This window comes from Halodesulfovibrio spirochaetisodalis (genome assembly GCF_001672295.1).
GTDB classification, from domain to species: domain Bacteria; phylum Desulfobacterota; class Desulfovibrionia; order Desulfovibrionales; family Desulfovibrionaceae; genus Halodesulfovibrio; species Halodesulfovibrio spirochaetisodalis.
Genome location: NZ_JXMS01000020.1, coordinates 25,794 through 47,864, shown reverse-complemented (window position 1 = coordinate 47,864; position 22,071 = coordinate 25,794). Strand labels below are relative to the sequence as shown.

The 22,071-nt window shown below is 46.5% G+C and carries 24 protein-coding genes and 1 tRNA gene; 20 read left to right on the top strand and 5 right to left on the bottom strand.

Going from position 1 to position 22,071, the window contains the following annotated elements; genetic code table 11:
* The first annotated feature begins 244 nt into the window (after positions 1–244).
* From SP90_RS11470 to SP90_RS11380, 20 genes are all read left to right on the top strand, one after another.
* The gene (locus SP90_RS11470; protein WP_066856213.1) at positions 245–1,633 is read left to right on the top strand and encodes an NAD(P)/FAD-dependent oxidoreductase; all 1,389 of its coding nucleotides are present in this window, start codon (positions 245–247) and stop codon (positions 1,631–1,633) included.
* 512 nt (positions 1,634–2,145) lie between these two features.
* A tRNA-Glu gene (locus SP90_RS11465) sits at positions 2,146–2,223 on the top strand.
* 205 nt (positions 2,224–2,428) lie between these two features.
* Positions 2,429–2,830, top strand: a complete 402-nt coding sequence (locus SP90_RS11460; protein WP_066856210.1) for a hemerythrin domain-containing protein — start codon at positions 2,429–2,431, stop codon at positions 2,828–2,830.
* A gap of 838 nt (positions 2,831–3,668) precedes the next feature.
* Complete coding sequence (gene eutM / locus SP90_RS11455; RefSeq protein WP_066856207.1) at positions 3,669–3,968, top strand: ethanolamine utilization microcompartment protein EutM; 300 nt, start codon at positions 3,669–3,671, stop codon at positions 3,966–3,968.
* A gap of 159 nt (positions 3,969–4,127) precedes the next feature.
* Positions 4,128–4,427, top strand: a complete 300-nt coding sequence (locus SP90_RS11450; protein WP_066856204.1) for a BMC domain-containing protein — start codon at positions 4,128–4,130, stop codon at positions 4,425–4,427.
* A gap of 5 nt (positions 4,428–4,432) precedes the next feature.
* Positions 4,433–4,738 (top strand): BMC domain-containing protein, encoded by a 306-nt coding sequence (locus SP90_RS11445; protein ID WP_066856201.1) that lies wholly within the window; start codon positions 4,433–4,435, stop codon positions 4,736–4,738.
* 47 nt (positions 4,739–4,785) lie between these two features.
* Entirely contained in the window at positions 4,786–6,312 is a 1,527-nt protein-coding gene (locus SP90_RS11440) for an aldehyde dehydrogenase family protein (RefSeq protein WP_066856198.1), read from the top strand.
* 60 nt (positions 6,313–6,372) lie between these two features.
* A complete protein-coding gene (gene cutC, locus SP90_RS11435; protein ID WP_407920036.1) occupies positions 6,373–8,877 on the top strand; it encodes a choline trimethylamine-lyase in 2,505 nt (834 codons plus the stop codon).
* 21 nt (positions 8,878–8,898) lie between these two features.
* Positions 8,899–9,852, top strand: coding sequence for a choline TMA-lyase-activating enzyme (gene cutD / locus SP90_RS11430; protein WP_066856192.1), 954 nt, complete (start codon positions 8,899–8,901; stop codon positions 9,850–9,852).
* Between the two features lie 49 nt (positions 9,853–9,901).
* Positions 9,902–10,255 (top strand): BMC domain-containing protein, encoded by a 354-nt coding sequence (locus SP90_RS11425; RefSeq protein WP_066856188.1) that lies wholly within the window; start codon positions 9,902–9,904, stop codon positions 10,253–10,255.
* An 8-nt stretch (positions 10,256–10,263) separates the two neighbouring features.
* Positions 10,264–10,758 carry a EutP/PduV family microcompartment system protein gene (locus tag SP90_RS11420; RefSeq protein WP_066856185.1) on the top strand — a complete coding sequence of 165 codons (495 nt, stop codon included), beginning with the start codon at positions 10,264–10,266 and terminating at the stop codon, positions 10,756–10,758.
* 2 nt (positions 10,759–10,760) lie between these two features.
* On the top strand, positions 10,761–11,066 hold the full coding sequence (locus SP90_RS11415; protein WP_066856182.1) for a BMC domain protein: 306 nt from the start codon (positions 10,761–10,763) through the stop codon (positions 11,064–11,066).
* Entirely contained in the window at positions 11,060–11,329 is a 270-nt protein-coding gene (locus SP90_RS11410; RefSeq protein ID WP_066856180.1) for a EutN/CcmL family microcompartment protein, read from the top strand. Before SP90_RS11415 ends, SP90_RS11410 begins: the two co-directional genes overlap by 7 nt.
* 45 nt (positions 11,330–11,374) lie before the next feature.
* Positions 11,375–11,686 carry a hypothetical protein gene (locus SP90_RS11405; protein ID WP_066856177.1) on the top strand — a complete coding sequence of 104 codons (312 nt, stop codon included), beginning with the start codon at positions 11,375–11,377 and terminating at the stop codon, positions 11,684–11,686.
* Between the two features lie 311 nt (positions 11,687–11,997).
* Positions 11,998–12,132, top strand: a complete 135-nt coding sequence (locus tag SP90_RS16880) for a hypothetical protein (protein ID WP_269449356.1) — start codon at positions 11,998–12,000, stop codon at positions 12,130–12,132.
* 15 nt (positions 12,133–12,147) lie between these two features.
* Positions 12,148–13,233 (top strand): hypothetical protein, encoded by a 1,086-nt coding sequence (locus tag SP90_RS11400; RefSeq protein WP_066856174.1) that lies wholly within the window; start codon positions 12,148–12,150, stop codon positions 13,231–13,233.
* 1 nt (position 13,234) lies between these two features.
* Positions 13,235–13,501, top strand: a complete 267-nt coding sequence (locus SP90_RS11395) for a hypothetical protein (RefSeq protein WP_066856172.1) — start codon at positions 13,235–13,237, stop codon at positions 13,499–13,501.
* A gap of 462 nt (positions 13,502–13,963) precedes the next feature.
* Entirely contained in the window at positions 13,964–14,794 is an 831-nt protein-coding gene (locus SP90_RS11390) for a MerR family transcriptional regulator (protein WP_066856169.1), read from the top strand.
* A gap of 359 nt (positions 14,795–15,153) precedes the next feature.
* Positions 15,154–16,392, top strand: a complete 1,239-nt coding sequence (gene sstT, locus SP90_RS11385; RefSeq protein WP_066856167.1) for a serine/threonine transporter SstT — start codon at positions 15,154–15,156, stop codon at positions 16,390–16,392.
* A gap of 206 nt (positions 16,393–16,598) precedes the next feature.
* Positions 16,599–16,889: a hypothetical protein gene (locus SP90_RS11380; RefSeq protein ID WP_066856164.1), complete on the top strand. Its 291-nt coding sequence runs from the start codon at positions 16,599–16,601 to the stop codon at positions 16,887–16,889.
* Positions 16,890–17,104: 215 nt separating this feature from the next.
* Here SP90_RS11380 and SP90_RS11375 read toward each other — a convergent pair whose 3' ends face one another.
* The 5 genes from SP90_RS11375 to SP90_RS11355 form a co-directional block, all read right to left on the bottom strand.
* Positions 17,105–18,457 carry an SLC13 family permease gene (locus SP90_RS11375; RefSeq protein ID WP_066856161.1) on the bottom strand — a complete coding sequence of 451 codons (1,353 nt, stop codon included), beginning with the start codon at positions 18,455–18,457 and terminating at the stop codon, positions 17,105–17,107.
* Positions 18,458–18,567: 110 nt separating this feature from the next.
* Positions 18,568–19,884, bottom strand: a complete 1,317-nt coding sequence (locus tag SP90_RS11370) for a malic enzyme-like NAD(P)-binding protein (protein WP_066856158.1) — start codon at positions 19,882–19,884, stop codon at positions 18,568–18,570.
* Between the two features lie 23 nt (positions 19,885–19,907).
* Positions 19,908–20,453 (bottom strand): Fe-S-containing hydro-lyase, encoded by a 546-nt coding sequence (locus tag SP90_RS11365; RefSeq protein WP_066856154.1) that lies wholly within the window; start codon positions 20,451–20,453, stop codon positions 19,908–19,910.
* Positions 20,453–21,289 (bottom strand): fumarate hydratase, encoded by an 837-nt coding sequence (locus SP90_RS11360; protein ID WP_066856152.1) that lies wholly within the window; start codon positions 21,287–21,289, stop codon positions 20,453–20,455. Before SP90_RS11360 ends, SP90_RS11365 begins: the two co-directional genes overlap by 1 nt.
* A complete protein-coding gene (locus SP90_RS11355; RefSeq protein ID WP_066856149.1) occupies positions 21,276–22,064 on the bottom strand; it encodes a fumarate reductase iron-sulfur subunit in 789 nt (262 codons plus the stop codon). Before SP90_RS11355 ends, SP90_RS11360 begins: the two co-directional genes overlap by 14 nt.
* Between the last annotated feature and the right edge of the window lie 7 nt (positions 22,065–22,071).

Here is a 22,071-nt window from a genome sequence, read left to right as displayed (position 1 = left end):
CCGTGTGGCCTCGTCCATAGAGTGTATTGCAGGGTGAACGGGGGAGAGTATTATAGAATAGGTGGAGATGTGTTTTTTTGAAAATCCGAAAAATCTGAGTTGACATAGTTCCGGATTCGAGTACAGGATATACTAAGCCATTGTGCGCGCGATTTAAGACGCACGTCGCTTGAGGCTGTATTTTCCTGTTTTTTGAAGGGAGAAATGCAGGCTAGGCCAAATAGAATGTTTGGAGATTGCTATTATGTCTAATAAGACAGATTTTGATGTTATTGTTGTTGGCGGCGGTCCAGCCGGACTGTTCGCTTCCTACTACCTTGCAGAAAATTCTAATCTTTCTGTATGTATGATTGACCGCGGCCCGGCGGTAAAAAATCGAACATGCCCAATTGGAAAAACCCAGAAGTGCGTGAAATGTAAACCTTGCCATATCCTTTCAGGTATTGGCGGTGGCGGGCTTTTTTCTGATGGTAAGCTGAACTATATTCACAAGCTTGGAAAGACTGATTTGACCCAGTTTATGGGACTGCAGGAAGCAAAAGATCTGATCGATGAAACAGAAGTGATCTTTAACAAGTTTGGTATGGACGGTCCTGTGTATCCTTCCAACATGGACAAAGCGAAAGCTATCCGTAAGGAAGCAAACAAAAACGGTATCGACCTGCTGCTTATCAAGCAGAAGCACCTCGGTTCTGACTGTCTTCCGGATCATATCGACAATATGTCCAACTACATTGCTGAGCGCGGTGTAACGCTTAAAACTAAAGAAGAAGTAAAGCGTGTTGTTGCAGAAGACGGTAAAGTACAGGGCGTTGAAACCAACAAAGGTACCTACACCGCAAAGCAGGTAATCCTTGCTCCTGGTCGCGTAGGCGCTGACTGGATCAGCACAGTATGTGACGAGTACGACTTGAATGTTTCCCAGCGTGGTATTGAAGTAGGTGTTCGTGTTGAAACACACAACGATGTAATGTCTGACATTACAGATATCGTATACGACCCGACCTTCTTCGTGCGTACCTCTAAATATGATGACCAGACCCGTACATTCTGTACAAACCCTGGTGGTTTTATTGCGCTTGAGAACTATCAGGATTTCGTCTGTGTTAACGGACACGCATTCCGCGATAAAAAGTCTGAAAACACAAACTTTGCATTCCTTTCCAAAGTAGTGCTGACAGACCCTGTTTCCGACAATACCGGATACGGTACTGCTATTGGTAAACTTGCAACCATCATTGGTGACGGTAAGCCGATCTTGCAGCGTCTTGGTGACTTGCGTCGTGGTCGTCGTTCCACATGGACCCGTATCAACAACGGTCATATCGCACCGACTATGACAAACGTTGTGCCGGGTGACATAGCAATGGCGTTGCCGGAACGTATTGTAACCAACCTTGTTGACGGTCTTGAGCAGCTCAACAGCGTTATTCCGGGTATCGCAGATGACGGAACCCTGCTGTACGCTCCTGAAATCAAGTTCTTCGCAACACAGGTAGAGACTTCCAATGAACTGGAAACATCTATTGAAGGTCTCTATGTTGCCGGTGACGGTCCTGGTGTGGCAGGTAATATTGTTTCAGCAGCTGCAACTGGTATTATTCCTGCGAAGGCGATTCTCGCTAAGAAATAAGCAGGGTTGAAATGCTGGAAGCCGTGTCTTCACGGTCTCTATATAATGATAAAGCTGTGCACCTACAGGTGCACAGCTTTTTTATGGTCAGGAAAAAGGCACAAAAAAAAGACCACCTGATGGTGGACTGTGTGACGAATGGTAGACAAACGAAGAGAGAATCTACCTACAAAATATGTTAGCGTATTGCTGCTTGGTTCGGCCTTGTCGTGTACCGTGTACACCGGCTCCGAATCCTGTATTTTTATCCGGTAGACTCTCTCACTGTTTGTTCAATCTTAGTACCCATTAGCCTTTCACACCCTCCGTTAGAGTTACTGAATATATATTTTGGAAGTGTTATCGATAATCTCTTCCTTGTACTTAATTCTAAGATAAGACGACCTGACCAGTGTGGCAAGAGAGAAAAAATATTTTTTGTAGAAAATAATCAAAAATTAAGTTGACAGCAGGTCTGCTTTTCCATAAATACCTCTTCGCACGTGAGGGAACTCACGAAGCACGAACCAAGCGTCCCCATCGTCTAGCCTGGCCCAGGACACCTGCCTTTCACGCAGGCGACGGGGGTTCAAATCCCCCTGGGGACGCCAATGTACATTAAGCTCTTACACGAAAGTGTAAGAGCTTTTTTTGTTTCTGGTGTTTGCCGGTACGTTCTCTTTGGTTATTCAGTAATGTTTTTTTCATAATATGCCGTAAAAATAAAAAATTTTGACGTACCTCAAAGTTTACGATGAGCATTGAGAGTATCCAGAAGGCGAACTCACTTTGAAAGTAACCATCAGGAGCAATATAATGTCTGCATTAATTAGAACACTCGTAGCTGAACATGGAAAAATTCTTAGCGCATTTGGCGAAGTAGAAAAACTCGGCATATCCTCCGAAGAAGGACAGCGCAAACTGCTTTCAATCAAAGGTGCATTGGTTTCGCATCTGGAGAAAGAAGATAAAGAACTGTATCCGGTGTTGAAGAAAGAAGGCGAGGCAGACGCTACATTGAACAGGCTGCTGAACATGTACTTGAGTGAGATGGATAAAATTACGGCAGATGTGCTGCAGTTTTTTGAAAAGTACGCAAACGGCGGCTCAGGCTTGGAATTTGCCAAAGATTACGGTCGCCTTATGGGGATTCTCAGCAGTAGAATGCGTAAAGAAGAGACCACATTGTATAAAAAATATGAAGCACTGAAAGCATAACATACCTCATGGAAAGCCGGTATGTCGTAACGAGGCTGCGTGCTTCTAAGGGGTTGTCGCAATAGCTATTGTTATTCGGTAAGATTCGGCTGCACAGTATTACCAAGGCCAAGCTTTAGCATGTTGAATGCGTGTACGAGCTTGGCTTTTTTATATGTACTGTACAGCACTCGTTGAGTTGGATGCCGTGACACTGAGATGAGTTGTTAAACGCTTCTGCATAGAAATGCAGAGGCGTTTTTTTTTGATCTATCGATAAAGGAAACAGTACCCCATGAACTGCTATGAAAATTACTACCATGAGAGGAGAAAAATGTGTTTTAAATGTAACCAATTGATAAAATAAGAATATTGTAAATTTTTTACAAAGGCCGAGAAAGACCTTGACCTTCCCCCTAGGGGGCAGGGCTAGGTTTATGCATGCTCATAAAAGGGTTGTATTTGCTTGTGTAAAAAATATTCATCATTTTGGATGGTTACTTTTTATGTAGATAAATTTTTTTGATTGTTGCTACTGCTTTTGAATCAAATACTGCTTTTTTTGATTTAAATGTAAGCACATTGAGTTGAAAATTTATTTTAGTAAGACGTTTGTTTTTTTCTAGTCGTATATTTGAAAGTGAAATCTCTCTATATTCAAAAAGATTGCAGTGTGTTTGTTTGTAATTTTGTTGGAATAGATGGCAGATGAAATAGAAAATTGAACAGCTAGAATCGATTCTCTTTTTTTTGTGTACTGTTTTATGTTTTTAAAATGGTACTGCATGGTGTGAGAGTTGTGTGCAGTAACATGTACATACGGTAAACGTTGTAACCGGATAAAACAGGAGATTTTGAAATGAGCAGAAGCGACGCATTAGGCATGGTTGAAACGAAAGGACTGATCGGAGCGGTGGAAGCCAGTGATGCCATGGTAAAGGCAGCAAACGTTACTCTGGTGGGCAGGGAGTCCATAGGGGCAGGTTTGGTGACTGTCATGGTACGGGGCGATGTGGGAGCTGTTAAAGCTGCTACAGATGCAGGCGCAGCCGCTGCCAAGCGTGTGGGTGAGGTGGTTTCTGTTCATGTGATTCCTCGGCCGCATACTGATGTAGAAACGGTTCTTCCGGCAGGAACGAAAAAATTAAACAAGAAGTAGGGCGCTGCTATGTGTGGTGCGTAGCCCTGTTTGTGTTTGCAGTCTCTAACGGCTTTTGTACCTGTTTCACTTTTCAGCCTCAAACTTTCCCCTAGGGGTAAGATTCTAATTACTCAACCCTGATGGAGCAGGTGTAACTAACATATAGGAGAACATAGTATGCGTTATCGCGGTGAAAATGCATTGGGTCTCATTGAAACACTGGGCATGGTTCCGGCGTTGTATGGAGCAGACTCAATGTTGAAGGCGGCTGATGTCGAGTTGGTTTCTTATGAGAACATCGGTTCCACTCTCGTTACCGTCATGGTCAAGGGTGATGTTGCGGCAGTGCAGGCAGCAGTAGAAGCTGGTGCAGCTGCGGCTGAAAGAATCGGCAAAGTGACTGCAAAAAACGTAATGGCACGTCCTGAGCCGAGAGTCGGCGACATTGTTTCCGTGCACGATATTGATGTGGAGTAGCCAGAATGAGTAGAGCAAGCGCACTGGGATTGGTGGAAGTTTTTGGCCTTGTGTATGTGCTGGAAGCAGCAGATGCCATGCTTAAAGCAGCAAATGTTGAGCTGGTCGGCTACGAGAACACCGCGTCAGGATATATTTCTGTACTGGTTCAGGGTGATGTGTCTGCATGTAACTCTGCTGTTGAAGCAGGTGTGAGTGCGATTGAACGAATGGATATGGAAGTTCATAGCTCAATCGTAATTCCTTCACCGCATCAGGACATTTTCAAAATTACAGACCGTTACTCATTAGAAAAGCTTCTTCCGAAGTAATGCAGGATCGTTTGTTCACGCGATTGTAGCTTTTTCGGAGTGCCGTAATGACAATAATCGATAATGATCTTCTTTCTATACAGGAAGCCAGAATCCTCGCAGAAAATGCATACGCTGCACAAAAGCAGCTCGCAGCGTTTTCTCAGGAACAGCTTGATGCCATCGTAGAGAGCATGGCTGAGGCGCTTGAGCAGCATACGCAGGCTCTTGCGGTCTTATCTCATGAAGAAACGGAATATGGTGACTGGCAGCATAAGCTCATAAAAAATGAGTTTGTGTGCAATGTTGCCCGCAGGAACCTGAGAGGACTCCGTTGCGTAGGTATCATTGATGAGGACCCTGAGAAGAAGACGAAAGATGTCGGGGTTCCTGTAGGCGTGATTGTGGCGTTGTGTCCGGCTACCAGTCCGGTTTCAACAACAATCTACAAAGCATTGATTGCTGTTAAATCAGGTAATGCCATTGTATTTTCGCCGCATCCAAGGGCTCAGAAAACAATTAAAAGAACGCTCGATATTATGATCGAAGCGGCTCATAAAAGCGGACTCCCTGAAGGGGCACTGTCATATTTAAATACAGTTGCCACCAGCGGAACAGTTCAGCTTATGGAGCATAAGGCAGCCTCCCTTATTATGAATACTGGCGTTCCCGGTATGCTTGACGCTGCAAGCAAATCCGGCAAGCCGTTCATTTACGGCGGTGCCGGAAATGGTCCGGCATTTATTGAACGCACAGCAGATATTCAGCAGGCTGCAAAAGATATTATTGCCAGCAAAACGTTTGATCATGGTGTTGTTTCTGCCGCAGGCCAGTCCATAGTTGTGGATGGATGCGTGGCGGCAGAGGTGAAAAGCGCGCTGCAAAGTAATGGTGCGTATTTCATGACAGCCGATGAAGCTGAGAAGCTTGGCTCGTTACTTTTTTATTCAGATGGAAAACCGAATCACGATCTGATCGGTATTCCGGCAGTAGCTATTGCAAAAAAAGCCGGAATAACCGTGCCGGAGAACACCACAGTTTTGATTGCAGAACGAAAGTACGTGTCTGAATTTGATCCGTACTCCCGTGAAAAACTGTGTCCTGTTCTTGGCTTCTACATTGAACCGGACTGGATGCACGCATGCGAAAAATGCATTGAGCTGTTGCTTAGCGATCGCTGCGGCCACACGCTGGTTATCCATTCCAATGATGAAGACGTGATTACACAGTTTGCGCTTAAAAAGCCGGTGGGCAGGGTGCTTGTAAATACACCTGCTGCATTCGGCAGTATGGGCGCGACCACCAACCTGTTCCCTTCAATGACACTGGGTAGCGGCTCGGCTGGAAAGGGATTCACTTCAGATAATGTATCACCGATGAACCTGATTTATCGCCGCAAGGTCGGATACGGCGTGCGCAATGTAGAATCAGTCGGTGCAGAAATCTTCGGCAGGAATTCGCTGTCTTGCAAGAGCGAGTCGTTCGTGTCGCAGGAAGATTTCTCACAGAGTTCACTCGAGGCGGTACACCGTATTTTGAAAGAGGTACTGGAGGGCTGTGATGCCGACATTAACTCTGAAAGATTTCAAAGATAAGTGAGGTAGTAAGTGGATATTCGGGATTTATCAAATCAGCTTGCAGAAGCGACTAAAAATATGACTCCTGATGAACGTGCTTCTTTGAAAAAAATGTTCGAAGAAGTGACTGAAGAAGTATTGAAACGCAAGGCTGCCCAAGGCAACCCTGTGGCGTTTACTCCGGCTCAGCATGGCGCAGGCATTCCAGAAGGTCCTACAGACCGTCAGGTTCGTTTAAGAGAGAATTTTCTTAAACAGGTGCCGTCCATTACTACCCACCGTGCCCGTGCGATCACCAAGATTGCTAAAGAGAATCCGGGCATGCCTAAGGTACTGCTTCGTGCAAAGTGCTTTAAGTACTGCTGCGAAACTGCACCGCTTGTAATCCAGAATGACGAACTTATCGTAGGTGCTCCTTGCGGTGCTCCACGTGCCGGTGCCTTTTCTCCGGATATTGCGTGGCGCTGGATGGAAGACGAAATTGATACCATTGGCACTCGTAGTCAGGACCCGTTCTACATTTCTGAAGAAGACAAAAAGATCATGCGCGAAGAGCTGTTCCCGTACTGGGCAGGCAAATCCGTAGATGAGTTTTGTGAAGATCAGTACCGCGAAGCAGGTGTCTGGGATCTTTCCGGTGAGTCTTACGTTTCCGATTGCTCATACCATGCTGTGAACGGCGGTGGTGACTCCAACCCGGGGTACGACGTTATCCTGATGAACAAAGGTATGCTTGATGTTCAGCAAGAAGCAAGGGAACACCTTGAGGAGCTGAGCTACAAGAATCCTGATGATATTGAAAAGATATACTTCTACAAGTCCATAATTGATACCGCAGAAGGTATCATGATTTACGCACGCAGACTTTCTGAATACGCAGCACAGCTTGCGCAGCAGGAAATGAACCCGCAGCGTAAAGCGGAACTGATGAAAATTTCTGAAGTAAACGCACGTGTTCCCGCTCATAAACCGAGCACATTCTGGGAAGCAATTCAGTCTGTGTGGACCATTGAGTCCCTCCTTGTGGTTGAAGAAAACCAGACAGGTATGTCTATTGGTCGAGTCGACCAGTACATGTACCCGTACTTTAAAGCCGATATCGAATCCGGCCGTATGACTGAGTATGAAGCGTTTGACCTTGCCGGTTGTATGCTGATCAAGATGTCTGAAATGATGTGGATTACCAGTGAGGGCGGCTCCAAGTTCTTCGCAGGTTACCAGCCGTTTGTTAACATGTGCGTCGGCGGTGTAACCCGCGAAGGACTTGATGCAACAAACGATCTTACCTACCTGCTGATGGATGCTGTGCGTCATGTGAAGGTATACCAGCCATCTCTTGCAACCCGTGTTCATAGTAAGTCCCCTCAAAAATATCTGCGCAAGATTATCGAAGTAATCCGTGCGGGTATGGGCTTCCCTGCTATTCACTTTGATGACACCCACATCAAGATGATGCTTGCAAAGGGCGTATCTATTGAAGATGCACGCGACTACTGCCTGATGGGTTGTGTAGAACCGCAAAAATCAGGTCGCCTGTATCAGTGGACATCCACAGGGTACACCCAGTGGCCGATCTGCATTGAGCTGGTTCTCAACCACGGTGTGCCGCTCTGGTATGGCAAACAGGTTTGCCCTGATATGGGCGACCTCAGTAGCTTTACAACCTACGAGAAGTTTGAAGAAGCTGTTAAGGCGCAGATTAAGTACGTTACAGAGCTTACAAGCGTAGCGACTGTAATTTCTCAGCGTGTCCATAGAGAGCTTGCTCCTAAGCCGCTTATGTCCATCATGTACGAAGGTTGTATGGAAAATGGCCGTGACGTTTCTGCGGGCGGTGCCATGTACAACTTCGGCCCGGGTGTAGTCTGGAGTGGTCTGGCTACCTACGCCGACTCCATGGCAGCAATCAAGAAACTTGTATTTGATGAGAAAAAATACACCCTCCAGCAGCTTAATGAAGCTTTGAAAGCAGACTTTGTGGGCTTTGATCAGATTAAGGCTGATTGTCTTGCAGCACCTAAGTACGGCAACGACGATGACTATGCAGACCTTATTGCGGCTGATCTCGTTAACTTCACAGAAAATGAACACCGCAAGTACAAGACTCTCTATTCTGTACTGAGCCACGGTACTCTTTCCATTTCCAACAACACTCCGTTCGGTCAGCTTACCGGTGCATCCGCAAACGGTCGTGCCGCATGGATGCCGCTTTCTGACGGTATCAGCCCGAGCCATGGTGCAGACTACAAAGGCCCTACAGCCATTATCAAATCTGTATCCAAAATGCCGAACGACAGCATGAACATAGGCATGGTGCATAACTTTAAAATTATGTCCGGCCTGCTGGATACACCGCAGGGTGAAGAAGGCATTATTACTCTTATCCGTACCGCAAACATGCTCGGTAACGGTGAAATGCAGTTTAACTACCTTGATAACGATGTTCTTCTTGAAGCGCAGAAGCGCCCTGAAGATTACCGTGATCTTGTTGTGCGTGTTGCGGGCTACTCAGCATTCTTTGTTGAGCTCTGCAAAGACGTACAGGATGAAATTATCAGCAGAACTATGCTGACAGAAATATAGCCAGACGGGGTTTGAGCACACATGACTACAGCGAATACAGACATGATTGAACGAAAGGGACTGATTTTCAACGTCCAGAAATACAATATGTACGATGGCCCGGGAGTTAGAACCCTCGTATTTTTCAAGGGATGTCCGTTGCGTTGTAAATGGTGCTCAAACCCCGAAGGCCAGAAACGTAAGTTTCAGGTTCTTTATAAAAAAGATCTCTGCATCAATTGCGGCAAATGCGCATCTGTGTGCCCCGTTGGAGTTCACTCCATGGGGGCAGGAGGTACGCTGCATGAGATGAACGGGAGCATTGACTGCATCGGATGCGGGAAATGTGAAAAAGTCTGTGCTGCATCAGCACTTTCCGTCGTCGGTGAGAAAAAGGCCATCTCTGAGGTGATGGATATTATCGAGGAGGATAGAGCCTTCTACGAAGTATCCGGAGGTGGTGTGACTCTGGGCGGTGGAGAAGTGCTGATGCAACCAGAGTTTGCCACAAACGTGCTGATGACCTGTAAGCAGCGGGGAATCAATACAGCTATTGAGACCTGCGGATATGCAAAGCAGGAAGCAGTGCTTAAGGCTGCTGAGTTTGTGGATTTGTTCCTGTATGACATCAAGCACATCAATTCAGACAAGCACTACGAACTTACCGGCGTGCGTAACGAGACCATTTTGCAGAACGTTACGGCACTTATTGAAAAACGCCATAACGTTAAGATCAGATTGCCGTTGATGAAAGATGTGAATGATGCGCCTGAGGATATTGAAGGGCTGATTGCTTTTTTAAAACCGTTCCTCGGACGTAAAAATTTCAAAGGCGTTGACTTGCTTCCGTACCATAAGATGGGTGTGAACAAGTATGCGCAGTTGGGTTGGGAATATCCGATGACCGGTGAATTTGCTATGAGCGAAACCGATCTTGAGCGTGTTGAGAATCAATTCAAGGCACATGATTTTCCGGTTTCAATAGTCCGGCACTAACCGTTGAGAAGAGATCGCACTGGCACAAGCAGATAATAAGGTGTTGAGAATGCAAAGTAATCAATCCCGCGAGCTGGAGCGGATTATTCAGGAAACTGTTCCGGGAAAGCAGGTGACCATTGCCCATGTTATTGCAGCGCCCATGCCTGATATTTATGACAGGCTTGGAGTTGAAGCTAAAGGTGCGTTGGGTATTTTAACTCTTTCTCCTTTTGAGACCGCGATAATTGCGGCTGATATTGCAACCAAAACTGCAGATGTGGAAATAGGTTTCCTCGACCGTTTTACAGGGTCTGTAGTTGTCACCGGCAGTGTGGAAAGTGTTGAAACAGCATTGCAGGCAGTGGTGGATGTGTTGTCCCGCAATATGGGCTTCACAGCCGGAGCTGTTACCCGTTCATAGGGCATGCAATGACAGACCGCAGAATAATGTTGATAGGTGCCACGGGCTGCGGGAAGAGCTCTCTTGCAGTGGTGTTGAACCGGTATGCAGAGCATCTTTCCGGTAAAGAGAAAAGTACGGAAGTATCGCCTGTACCGCATCGTCAGGACGTTTGGTACAGCAGGTATACTCTGGATGTTCCGGGTGGATATTTCGAAAATCCATGGATGTACAACCACTTGATTTCCCTTGCTCAGAACAATGCATCCCATGTGCTGTTTGTGGTCAGCAGGTCACAGCGTTCTTTTGCCGGAGCTCCGGGGCTTGCCGATGTGTTTGGATGTCCTGTGAGTGGCGTTATAACGCATAGTGATGTTCAGCCGGAAAATGAAGAGTTCTGTCAAAAGCAGCTTCGTAGATATGGCGTGCCAGAACCGTTTTTCAACGTCAGTGTGAAAAAGGGATTTGGTGTTTCTGCCCTGATCGGGCATTTGCTTGAAGCAGGTACAGTCAAAAAGGACTAACCATGGAATTTCGGATAATTAAATCCCCTTCAGCCGGAGCAATGAATATTCTGCTGCGTCGCATCGGTTCCGGAAAATCTTCAATTACAGAGCCGTTTGACGCTGTAGGTCTTATTCAGGGCAAGATGATCGATATGGTCGTTGCTGCTGATATTGCTGAAAAAAGTGTCGGAGTTGTGGTGGAAGATGTGAAAGGCAGTTGTCCCCAAAATATGATTTTACTCGCGATCATGGGCGATACAGCTTCTGTTGAGTCCGCAATGGCAGAGATTAAGTTCAAACTTAAGGAAGGCTGTAACGCATGTTAGTTGCAAAACTCGTCAGCAGTGTCTGGTCCACCCGTAAGGCTGAATCCATGCGTGGATTAAAGCTGATGCTTGTTGAACTGGTGGGAGGCACGCGTGCCGGAGAGAGCATGATGGTTGTTGATACCATCGGTGCAGGAATCGGTGACAGGGTTATTGTCTGTACAGGGTCAGCCGCCAGCAGAATGCTTGATGATGTCAACGTGCCGGTTGATGCCGTGGTGGTTGGCATTATTGATGAAGATTGCGACCTTCCTGTTGATTAAGATTTTTTATGACGGGTGAATAAATAGAGACGGAGGTGTGGAGAAATGAAAAAAGTTCTTTGTGCAAGAGATGTTGAATGCCTTGTTAAAGAAGGCCAATCAACACTTTATGTCGAATCCGGTACAATTTTGACCCCTTCTGCAAAAGATGCTGCTTCTGCTGCCGGAGTTGAAGTGGTGATGGGGTCAGCACCGCAGGAATGCAGTAAGCCTGTCCCTGTTGCAGCCTGTGATGAAGGCATAAGCAGTGAGTTAATTTACTCAGCGTTGCTGGTGCTGCATGAGCAGGGAATGCTGACAACATTTATTAATGGCTTGCGGGAAAAAGGAATTTACCTGCATTCGCCAGCAGCGTAAGCGCAGCCGTTTCTTCTGCCGGGAAGAACGGCTGAAGCCGGAAATGCCATGTTGTGGGACATGTGCGTAGTCCGGATATCCTGATGTTATGCATTCTGTAACAGATCAAGAATGCTGATACATACATAACAAAACGTGCAATCGCCCCGTATCTTTTGTGCGGTTTGTTAGTTCCACATACTGTGACCATTATCGTCAGGTAATATTATTGTTCTGCTCCGATTGTGTACCGGAGGCATTTGTGTGCAGGCCGTTGGCCTTTTCTCCTGCCAAGAGTTGTATGAACAAGCTGTTTTCCTGATTGAGGGCATATGCAAAGGTACATCCTTACCATTTCACAATGGTCCGCCGGACTGATGCAACTCGCTTGGATGCTCAGCCATGTGGAGATGAATGAAGGGCGTGTTGCCTATGGATGGGCAACCGAAATTAAGAAACTTAAATAAAAAAGGTTCTTATCTATGAGTGAAGTAGTTTTACCAAGCAGAGAGGCCATTCTTGCAAAACGAAAGCTTGATGCTGGCTTTCGTTCAAAAGGCATTACCATTGCACTGCTCTCAGGTGTGTTCTATGGCCTGTACACTGCGTTCCTGACTCTCGGGATGGCAAAAGGTGTGTGGGCTGACTGGTACGGTGCAAACACCGCAGGATTATCAGCGTTTGTTGTCACATATTTTCTTGGCGCTGTCGGTTCTGCTGTAAACGACAGTTTTAGTGCTGTATGGGCACTTTCCCTTGCTGCTGCTCGCGGCCGTCTCGGTGATTTCTTCCGTTGTCTCAGAACTAAACCGGGCTTTGTAATGGTTCTGGCAGCACTTATTGGTGGTCCGCTTGCAACAACTGCATATGTTGTCGGCCTTCAGCTGGCTGGCTCCATTGTTGTACCTATCAGTGCTCTTTGCCCTGCCATTGGCGCGATTCTTGGTCGTGTGTTGTTCAAGCAGGAACTGAATGCGCGTATGCTGCTCGGTATTGCTATCTGCTTCCTTGCAAGTTTTATGATTGCAAGCACCAGCCTTGGTGGTGAAGCTCCTGAGGGGCAGTTCCTCGGTATCTGCATTGCATTTCTTGCGGCTGTAGGTTGGGGCTTTGAAGGTTGTGTGTGCGGTTACGGCACATCCATGATTGACTCAGAGATTGCGATCACAATCCGTCAGAGTACTTCTGCTCTTTCTACTCTGTTTATCTTAATTCCTGTAATGGCTCTTATGTCCGGCAGTCTTGACTCCCTCGCTCTTGTTACACAGGCATTTACCTCTGGTGATTCCATTCACTGGTTTGTAATCAGCGGACTTTGTGCATACCTGACATTCATGTTCTGGTATCAGGGCAACGGCATGTGCGGCGCTGCACTCGGTATGTCCTGCAACGGCACCTTCTCTTTCTGGGGACCGTTCTGCTGCTGGATCATTCTCGGTATTGCTTTTGGTATCGACGGCTGGTCTATGCCTCCGATCGCATGGGCTGCTGCTGTTCTGATGGTTGCAGGTATTTTCACTGTAGCGATGAATCCGCTGGATTTATTCAAACAGAAAAAAGAGGTGTAAGATGAAGCCGCTTAACTATGCAATGTTGAAGTATTTCACTCAGGTTGAAGATGCTTGTGTTGATGACGTTATGGAAGCATTGAAGAGTGACTATGGTCATTTTAAAGCATTCAAAAAAGACTCTCTTACATCAGCAATCATGACAGCAGAAGCGAACGGTTTGTTGGCAGAAACTCGTTTTGAGATGAGCTCTTCGAATGAGTTAAGAGTGTACTATTGCGCGCCTGAAGATGGTGCCGCAACCATTAACCAGTACATTAAAGACTAATTTTGCATGTACGTTAGTTAGCAAAATACGTTGATAATGTTTCTTTTCCCCCTGATGCAGCTTGTAAAAAATGTATCAGGGGGATTTTTTTCAAAAGTATCTTGGGAAAATGTATGCCAGTAATACTGTAAAAGCATGTACAAGATTATTTTGCGTGAGGTACTTGAAAAAATATGATATTCCGGTAACGCTATTACTACATAACTAGTATAAATTTTTGTAATACATGGTGTTAGAGACAATACAAAAGAGCGATTACTTATAATTTTGTAGAGTGACGCTTTTATACGCATAGCATGAAGCAGTGCAGACCCCGATATACTGTGCTGCCGTAGCTGGTTGCTTTGCACATGTTGTCTTGGCTTTCAGTGATTGCAATGAGTTATGGAGAGAACTCGATTTTCACTGTCAGCCGTCATAGTACTACGTTTACCTGCGCTGTACCAAAGCGGGAGGGTGGTTGTGAGGACTAAAAGTAGCTACTCTATTGGAGAAGTCAGCAAAATATGCGGCTTATCAAAAAAAGCCCTGCGGCATTACGATAAGGTCGGGATAATAAAACCTGATAGGTCGTGTGGAAATAACTACAGATACTATTCCCGATCTTCACTTCTGGCCGTACCGGTCATCAAATACTACAAGCAGATGGGATTTAAGCTTTCTGAAATGAAGGAAGTCATTGAAAGTGGTGACTACCGGACGCTTAGGGAATCATTTAAATCCAAACTTACAGAACTGCGGCAGGTCGAAGAGGAAGTCTGCCGGAATTATACCTCCGTAAAGGATTGGTATGATTTGGTTTTGGAAGCTGAGTCCGTGCTGCACTACAAGGTGCAGGATATTTCTGTGAAATTTGTGGATGAAGGCACGTACTGCTTTTTTGATCAGGAGTTTTCCTACGATTACAGAGCGTCCATCATAAACATAGAGTTCACAAACTATGTGGAATCCATTGAAAATGAGATAACCGGCCCTGTGATTATTCGCTTTCCTGATTATAAGGAAAAGATGAACGGGACTTGCAATACTGCAAAGGTGCTCCAGAAAACATTGCGCAAGTGTAGATCGGAGCAGGAAACTCACTTCGGTGGAAATATGATGGTTTCAGCCTATCATATCGGGTCGCATGAAAATATTACCGAGACCTATGAACGAATTACGAAATGGGCAGCCGAGCACGGGTATACGCTGTCTCCTGAAGTGTATGAGCGATACGTCGTGGATTACTGGAGTATTCAGGACAGCGGAAAATTTGTGACAGAGGTGCTCATGAACATTGTCGAGCAGCGGTAGCACATGGCTGCCTGGCTGCTTGGCATCAAGTTGAATTTTTGAAGCAACGAGGAGGAAAAATAGACAAAAAAAGTAAAAAAAACAGTTTTGCGAATTTTGTCTTTTTCGTCAAAAAAGTTACGAAGATTGGATGAGAAAGAGAAAATATTGTCCGTATTATTATGAGACATGTGGTTTTGAGTTCTTATTGTATAGGTGAAAACGGTTAGATTACATCGTAAGAACTTTTTTTTACACGTAAAACGATAAAAGTACGGCTTATGGGTATAAAATAATATGTTGACAGTTTTGTGATGCGTCTTCTATGAGCCATACTTTAGGTGTATAGCGTTCGATAATTTTTGTAAGGATTGAGTCTAATGATGGGTATTGTAAAAAAAATTGCATCTGGCAGTTTAGTACTGCAAATCGTGATGGGCATTTGTGCCGGTGTCATCGTAGCAATGGTTGCTCCGGATGCCGCAAAGTCATTCAGCATTCTTGGCAGCTTGTTCGTTAAAGCTCTGAAAGCTGTGGCGCCAATTCTTGTTTTTGTCATTGTCGCCTCGTCTATCGCAAACCAGAAAAAGGGTGCGCATACCAACATGCGTTCCATTATCAGTCTGTACCTCGTAGGTACATTCATGGCAGCTCTTGTTGCTGTTGTAATGAGCTTCCTTGCTCCAACAACTTTGACACTCGTAGCAACTGACACAAGTGCTACCCCGCCAAGCGGTATCGGCGAAGTTCTCAACACTCTGCTCTTTAAAATTGTTGATAACCCGATCAATGCGCTTGCATCCGGTAACTTTATCGGTATCTTAGCATGGGCAATCGCTTTGGGCTTCTTCTTCCAGCATGCTGGAGAAACAACCAAGACAGTCCTCAGCGATCTTGCTGACGGTGTGTCCGGTATTGTTAAGCTCGTTATCCGTTTTGCTCCACTCGGTATTTTCGGTCTCGTAGGCAACACTGTTGCTACAACCGGCTTTGAAGCACTCGGAGGCTACAGCCATCTCATTATGGTTCTGCTCGTGTCCATGGCCATTATCGCGCTTGGTGTGAACCCTATGATCGTATGGTTCAAAACTAAGCAGAATCCGTACCCGCTCGTATTCACCTGTCTTAAAGGCAGCGGTATCACCGCATTCTTTACCCGTAGCTCTGCTGCGAACATTCCGGTGAACATGGAGCTCTGTAAACGTCTTGACCTGCACGAAGATACATACTCTGTATCCATTCCTCTCGGCGCGACAGTAAACATGGGCGGCGCAGCTATTACCATTACAGTTATGACGCTTGCTGCTGTTCACACTCTGGGCATTCAGGTTGATATTGCTACTGCACTTCTCCTCAGCCTTATTGCTTCTATCTCTGCATGTGGTGCTTCCGGTGTTGCAGGTGGCTCTTTGCTCCTCATCCCACTGGCTTGCAGCCTCTTTGGTGTACCAAACGATATCTCCATGCAGGTTGTTGCTGCCGGTTTCATTATCGGTGTAATTCAGGACTCCGCTGAAACTGCTCTTAACAGTTCCACAGACGTTCTGTTTACTGCTGCTGCAGACATTGCTGCTTCTCCTGAAAAATCAGTGAAAGAAAGCACAACAGCAGCTGCGTAACTCGTTGCCTTCAAAGTTACCGTAGAATTTTCTGCGGGTTTTGAACGACAGAGTACAGCACACTTTGCTTATCCAGAGGCCGCGCTTTATGCGCGGCCTTTTTTATTGGGATGCCTGCTGTAGTGAACATCAAAGCAGGATATTTTTTAAGCAACAGAATTTTAAGACGATAGGAGAGTATCTGGGATTAATTACGTGAGGTAGCTATGCAACTGTCTGGAGCATCAAATCAGTTCGGAAAATCTTTCAGTGAAGTGCTGAAAGAGCAGCTGGATGAAAATCAGCAAAAAACAAACGAAAAGCTTTGTCAGCATAACCTTGCTTGGCAGTCAGCATCTTTTCTGAGCAGTGCAGACGGGCGCAGCAATACTACCCCCGAGGCAACATTTGCTAAAGAAGACGTTGTTGTGTCCAGAGGTGCCAAAGCAATGTTGCAGCGCTATAACGTAAACAAGCAGATGAAGTATATTAGCATTCCAGTATGGCAGGGATGTTAATTGCAAAGCAACTATACGAAGTGCCAGTGATGTGAGCAGGTTGTTGATATGACCTGCTATTTGTATATGTTGATTGTATATTTGATCCAAAAATTTGATATAAAAAAGCTCACCCTTGCTGCGTGGTGAGCTTTTTTTGTTTGAATGATGTTATGGAGGTTTCAGGCTGTTAATGGTTATGGATGGATGCTGTGTTGTGCTTGCTGTTCTATACATTACTGTCCCGCGGGATAGAACGGCCAGATCAGGGGGACAACAGCAACAATGATGACAAAGCTGATGACCTGAAGCGGCCAGCCGGCTTTAACATACTGACTGAAGGTATATTTACCCGGTCCGAGCACAATGGTGTTCGGCGGTGTTGCAACCGGTGTAAGGAAACAGGCAGATGCTGACATTGCAATGCCCATAACCAGTGGGAGCGGGGAAAGTCCGCTGTTAACAGCAATAGGAATGGCAAGTGGTGCCATAAGCGCTGCTGTTGCGGTGTTGGACATAAAGTTTGTAACCAGAGCAGTTACAGCACAAACTACTGCGAGGAGCGCATACGGGCTTGTCACATAGTGAACTACCGTGTCTGCAATAAGTTGGGCAGCGCCGGAAGATTTCATGGCAGAAGACATGGAGAGCATACCTGCGAACAGGAAGATTGTTGTCCAGTCTACAGATTTATATGCTTCTTCCATAGTGATACAGCCTGTAATGATGACCAGACAGGCACCGAGCATAGCTGCGGTAACGAGCGGCATAATCTTTGTTGCCATGGCTACAACTACAAAGAAGAATATGAGCAGTGACCACCACATTTTTTCTGGGCGCGATGGTTTCATTACTTCTGCTTGTTCACATTCACTTGTGTTGTCTGGCAGGAATTTGTGTCCAATAAAAGTATAGTATAAGATGCCGACAACAAAGAGGATGGCACCTATTTTTGCGAATTCAAAGAATCCGAATGGTTCGATTCCGGCTGGGCCCATCTTTTCAAGTACTGAGTTTACAAGGCCGTTCGGTGGAGTACCAACAAGAGTCATGGTACCGCCAAGAGAGGCTGCAAACGCAACTGGCATGAGAATTTTACTCGGGCGGATGTTAGCAGAAGCACACATTCCCATGATCATAGGAATAGCAACTACGGTTGTCCCTGTGTTGGATAAGAATGCAGAAAGAATACCTACTGAGCACATAGCCAGTACAAGCAGGCGAATTTCGCTGCCTTTGGATAATTTTACTGTCGCTTTACCGATTTTATCTGCAAAACCGGTAATAAAGGTTGATTCACCGACAATAAACATCGCCATAAAGATAACAACCCATTTGTTACCGAAGTTTGCAAAAGCAGCTTTTGCAGGGATGATGTTAAGCATGCTCAATGAAACAGGAACAAGCATTGCTGTTACAGGGAGCGGAATGATATCGGAGAAAAACAGGATAGCGGCAACAAACAGGATTGCGAGGGTCAAATAGGCATCAATTGGTGCAGCCCCCGGTGCAGCCGCTGCAAAGGCCAGTGAACTTCCGGCAAGCAGGAATATGCCTGCAATAGAGAGAAGAAAAATACATTTTTTCATGTCGTATCCTCTGTTAAGGGGGAACGATATTGCGCGGGCTGTGTAAACGCTGGCCGCGCTTTCAGGAACCGCCTGCAGTTGCCGCTGCAGGCGGTTTTCTGTGGCATTGATTAGTCAAAGTAACTTGCAACGAACGGAGCGATTCGTTCATGGGAAGCGGCGATACGATTCTTGAGGTCTTTTTTGTACGCTTCCATGTCTTGAATAGGCATTGTTGCAACGCCGGAATCCATCGCGGCCTGCGCTACAGCTGGAACTTCCCATTCAAGGACACGTGGGTCGAGTGGCTTAGGAATTACGTAATCAATACCGAAGGTAAGCGATTTAACGCCGTAGGCATCGCAAATCTCGCTAGGAACCGGCTCCTTTGCCAGATCAGCAAGAGCCTGAGCTGCGGCTACTTTCATTTCTTCGTTAATAACGGTTGCGCCTACATCAAGTGCGCCACGGAAGATGAACGGGAAGCCGGATACATTGTTAACCTGGTTAGGATAGTCAGAACGTCCTGTGCCCATGATGCAGTTAGGGCTGGCTTCTTTTGCGTCATCGTAGGTGATTTCTGGATCTGGATTAGCCATTGCAAAGATAACAGGATCTTTTGCCATGGAGCGAACCATATCTTTGGTGAGCAGACCTTTCTTGGAAAGACCAAGGAAGCAGTCGGTTCCTTTAATAACCTCCGCAAGAGAACCGTAGTCTTTATCCTGTGCAAATTCAGCTTTAAACGGATTAAGGTCGGTACGCCCTTTGTGGATAAGCCCTCGGGAATCGAACATGAAGATGTTTTTAGGATCGATGCCCATCTGTACATAGAACTTGGTACACGCGATGCCGGCTGCACCTGCGCCTACTACCACAACTTTCAAATCTTCAATCTTGCGGTTTGTAATTTCGCATGCATTGATGAGCCCTGCGCCGGAGATAACAGCTGTCCCGTGCTGATCATCATGGAATACAGGAATGTCCATCATCCCTTTTAGAGTCTCTTCAATATAGAAGCACTCCGGTGCCTTGATGTCTTCGAGGTTGATTCCGCCGAAGGTCGGCTCCATCGCTTTAACAATGCGGATAAGCTCATCTGCATCCGTTACATCAAGGTTGATGTCGAATACATCGATGTCTGCAAAGGTCTTGAAGAGAACACCCTTACCTTCCATTACAGGTTTACCGGCAAGAGGGCCGATATTGCCGAGACCGAGCACCGCGGTACCGTTGGAAACAACAGCTACAAGGTTGGATTTACCAGTGTACAGTGCTGCTGCTGCAGGGTCTGCATGAATAGCTTTGCATGCTTCTGCAACACCCGGTGAGTACGCCATAGAGAGGTCTTTTTGTGAACCGCACGGCTTCACCGGAATTACTTCAACTTTCCCCCTGCGAGGGAGTTTATGATACTCAAGCGCTTCTTCTTTAGTGAACAATGCCATGATTGTTATCCTTTTCGGTTGAGTTAAAATTCGAAGTTTGGTTTTGCGTACTGTTCTTCACCGTGGCTGTCGTTCACTACAAGCAGCGGGAAGTTATCTACAGTTAACTTTCGGATTGCCTCGGGGCCTAAGTCATCAAACGCAATTACTTCGGCACCGGTAATGCACTGGGAGAGGAGAGCCCCTGCGCCGCCGGTTGCGCCAAAATAAACACCGGTATGTTTCTGAAGTGCCTTGCGAACCTCAGGGCTGCGTTTTCCTTTGCCGACGCTTGCTTTAACCCCGAGGCTATGCAAACGAGGAGCATATGTATCCATACGGTAGCTGGTGGTGGGGCCTGCTGAACCGATAGGTCTTCCTTCTGGAGCCGGACTAGGGCCGACGTAATAGATGACTGCTCCCTGCAGTTCGAATGGGAGCTCTTCATTATTATCGAGCATGTCACACAGGCGTTTATGTGCTGCGTCCCGTGCGGTGTAGATGATGCCTGAAAGTTTCACCACGTCACCTGCACGCAGTTTCGCCACATCTTCATCCTTCAACGGTGCTGTCATAGTGTATGTAGCCATTAGAGGGTGACCTCCTTAATTCTGGAAGAATGACACTGAACATTGATTGCCAGCGGCAGGCTTGCAATGTGGCATGGCTGTATGGCGATTTTGACACCAAGACATGTTGTCTGACCGCCAAGACCCATAGGGCCGATGCCAAGCTGGTTGATTTCGTCAAGTAGCTCCTGTTCCATGGCTGCCAGCTCAGGATCAGGATTCTCTGCAGAAAGCGGACGGAAAAGTGCTTCTTTTGCCAGTGCAGGTGCAAGGTCAAAAGTGCCGCCGATACCTATGCCTACGATAGTTGGAGGGCACGGGTTAGGGCCTGCTTCTGCCATGCGGCGTACAACAAACTCTTTAATGCCTTCCCAGCCTTGAGCCGGAGTAAGCATGGTGCAGCGGGACATGTTTTCAGAACCGCCGCCTTTAGCCATGTGCTTGATGGTGAGCTTGTCACCGGCAACATGGGAGTAGTGGATAACCGCAGGGCTGTTGTCCATGGTGTTCTTGCGGGTCAGGGGATGACAGGATGATTTGCGGAGCAGGCCTTTATCGTATCCTTCGATCATTGCGTTATTGATGATCTCGGTAATATTGCCTTCAATCTGAACATCGCTGCCGATTTCCACATAGAAAACGCCGAGTCCTGTATCCTGACAGAGCGGAAGACCGGATTCTTTTGCAAGGTCAGCGTTTTCCAGAAGCTGGCCAAGTACTTCTTTTGCAGATTCGGAAGTTTCGTTGTTACGGGCAACACGGATTGCTGTTTTTACATCTTCCGGAAGATACCGTGCAGCTTTTAACACCAGATCGACAACCGCATCATGAATCTGTTCAGCCTTAATGACTTTCATGGCAGCATCCTTTGTGTTGAAGTTTTTCAAGAACGCGCTTCGGGAGAATGCCTTTTACGGAATGGATGGCGAGCATGCGTCGCATGATGCCGAGCTGGTCTTGAAGCGGAATGTGTTTCGGGCAGACATCCTCACAGCCGAGTAACCCCATGCAGCCGAACACACCCTGATCGTTACCGATGACCTGATAGTAGTTTTCTTCGTTACGCTCATCACGCGGATCCAGGTAGAAGCGTGCAACACGGGCAATGGAGGTAGCGCCAAGGAAATCTTCACGCATGCGGGCGGTACCGCAAGCGGACACGCAGCAACCACATTCGATGCAGCGGTCAAGTTCGAAGATTTCGTTCGCTAAGTCGTTTTCCATGCGCACTTCTTCTGCTTTCGGGTCGAATTGCTCATGGTCATTGTGTACCCATGCTTCAATGCGGGCTCCTGCGTCACGGAACCATGTTCCGGTATCCACGGAAAGGTCACCGATAAGTTTGAAGACAGGTAACGGATGCAGCACGATGTGGTCAGGCAGGTCACGGGTCTGGGTATGGCATGCAAGTCCCGGTCTGCCGTTAATAACCATGCCGCAGGAACCACAGATTCCTGCACGGCAGCAGAAATCAAACTGCAGTGTTGGATCCTGTTCGTCACGGATGATGTTCAGTGCGATAAACAGCGTCATGGAGTCATATTCATTAACGTAAAATGACTGCATGTGCGGTTCGGAATTCGGATCAAGCGGGTTGTATCTGAATACTTCGATATGTAGACGACGGCTCATACATTAT

Bases quoted from the DNA above. Each gene is read 5' to 3' on its own strand.
- SP90_RS11370 (WP_066856158.1), bottom strand. From the start codon at position 19,884: ATGGCATTGTTCACTAAAGAAGAAGCGCTTGAGTATCATAAACTCCCT.
- cutC (WP_407920036.1), top strand. From the start codon at position 6,373: ATGACTCCTGATGAACGTGCTTCTTTGAAAAAAATGTTCGAAGAAGTG.
- SP90_RS11405 (WP_066856177.1), top strand. From the start codon at position 11,375: ATGAAAAAAGTTCTTTGTGCAAGAGATGTTGAATGCCTTGTTAAAGAA.
- SP90_RS11365 (WP_066856154.1), bottom strand. From the start codon at position 20,453: ATGGCTACATACACTATGACAGCACCGTTGAAGGATGAAGATGTGGCG.
- SP90_RS11395 (WP_066856172.1), top strand. From the start codon at position 13,235: ATGAAGCCGCTTAACTATGCAATGTTGAAGTATTTCACTCAGGTTGAA.
- SP90_RS11400 (WP_066856174.1), top strand. From the start codon at position 12,148: ATGAGTGAAGTAGTTTTACCAAGCAGAGAGGCCATTCTTGCAAAACGA.
- SP90_RS11470 (WP_066856213.1), top strand. From the start codon at position 245: ATGTCTAATAAGACAGATTTTGATGTTATTGTTGTTGGCGGCGGTCCA.
- SP90_RS11450 (WP_066856204.1), top strand. From the start codon at position 4,128: ATGCGTTATCGCGGTGAAAATGCATTGGGTCTCATTGAAACACTGGGC.
- sstT (WP_066856167.1), top strand. From the start codon at position 15,154: ATGATGGGTATTGTAAAAAAAATTGCATCTGGCAGTTTAGTACTGCAA.
- SP90_RS11460 (WP_066856210.1), top strand. From the start codon at position 2,429: ATGTCTGCATTAATTAGAACACTCGTAGCTGAACATGGAAAAATTCTT.
- SP90_RS11420 (WP_066856185.1), top strand. From the start codon at position 10,264: ATGACAGACCGCAGAATAATGTTGATAGGTGCCACGGGCTGCGGGAAG.
- SP90_RS11445 (WP_066856201.1), top strand. From the start codon at position 4,433: ATGAGTAGAGCAAGCGCACTGGGATTGGTGGAAGTTTTTGGCCTTGTG.
- SP90_RS11425 (WP_066856188.1), top strand. From the start codon at position 9,902: ATGCAAAGTAATCAATCCCGCGAGCTGGAGCGGATTATTCAGGAAACT.
- SP90_RS11360 (WP_066856152.1), bottom strand. From the start codon at position 21,289: ATGAAAGTCATTAAGGCTGAACAGATTCATGATGCGGTTGTCGATCTG.
- SP90_RS11440 (WP_066856198.1), top strand. From the start codon at position 4,786: ATGACAATAATCGATAATGATCTTCTTTCTATACAGGAAGCCAGAATC.
- SP90_RS11415 (WP_066856182.1), top strand. From the start codon at position 10,761: ATGGAATTTCGGATAATTAAATCCCCTTCAGCCGGAGCAATGAATATT.
- SP90_RS16880 (WP_269449356.1), top strand. From the start codon at position 11,998: ATGCAAAGGTACATCCTTACCATTTCACAATGGTCCGCCGGACTGATG.
- SP90_RS11410 (WP_066856180.1), top strand. From the start codon at position 11,060: ATGTTAGTTGCAAAACTCGTCAGCAGTGTCTGGTCCACCCGTAAGGCT.
- SP90_RS11375 (WP_066856161.1), bottom strand. From the start codon at position 18,457: ATGAAAAAATGTATTTTTCTTCTCTCTATTGCAGGCATATTCCTGCTT.
- SP90_RS11355 (WP_066856149.1), bottom strand. From the start codon at position 22,064: ATGAGCCGTCGTCTACATATCGAAGTATTCAGATACAACCCGCTTGAT.
- SP90_RS11380 (WP_066856164.1), top strand. From the start codon at position 16,599: ATGCAACTGTCTGGAGCATCAAATCAGTTCGGAAAATCTTTCAGTGAA.
- cutD (WP_066856192.1), top strand. From the start codon at position 8,899: ATGACTACAGCGAATACAGACATGATTGAACGAAAGGGACTGATTTTC.
- eutM (WP_066856207.1), top strand. From the start codon at position 3,669: ATGAGCAGAAGCGACGCATTAGGCATGGTTGAAACGAAAGGACTGATC.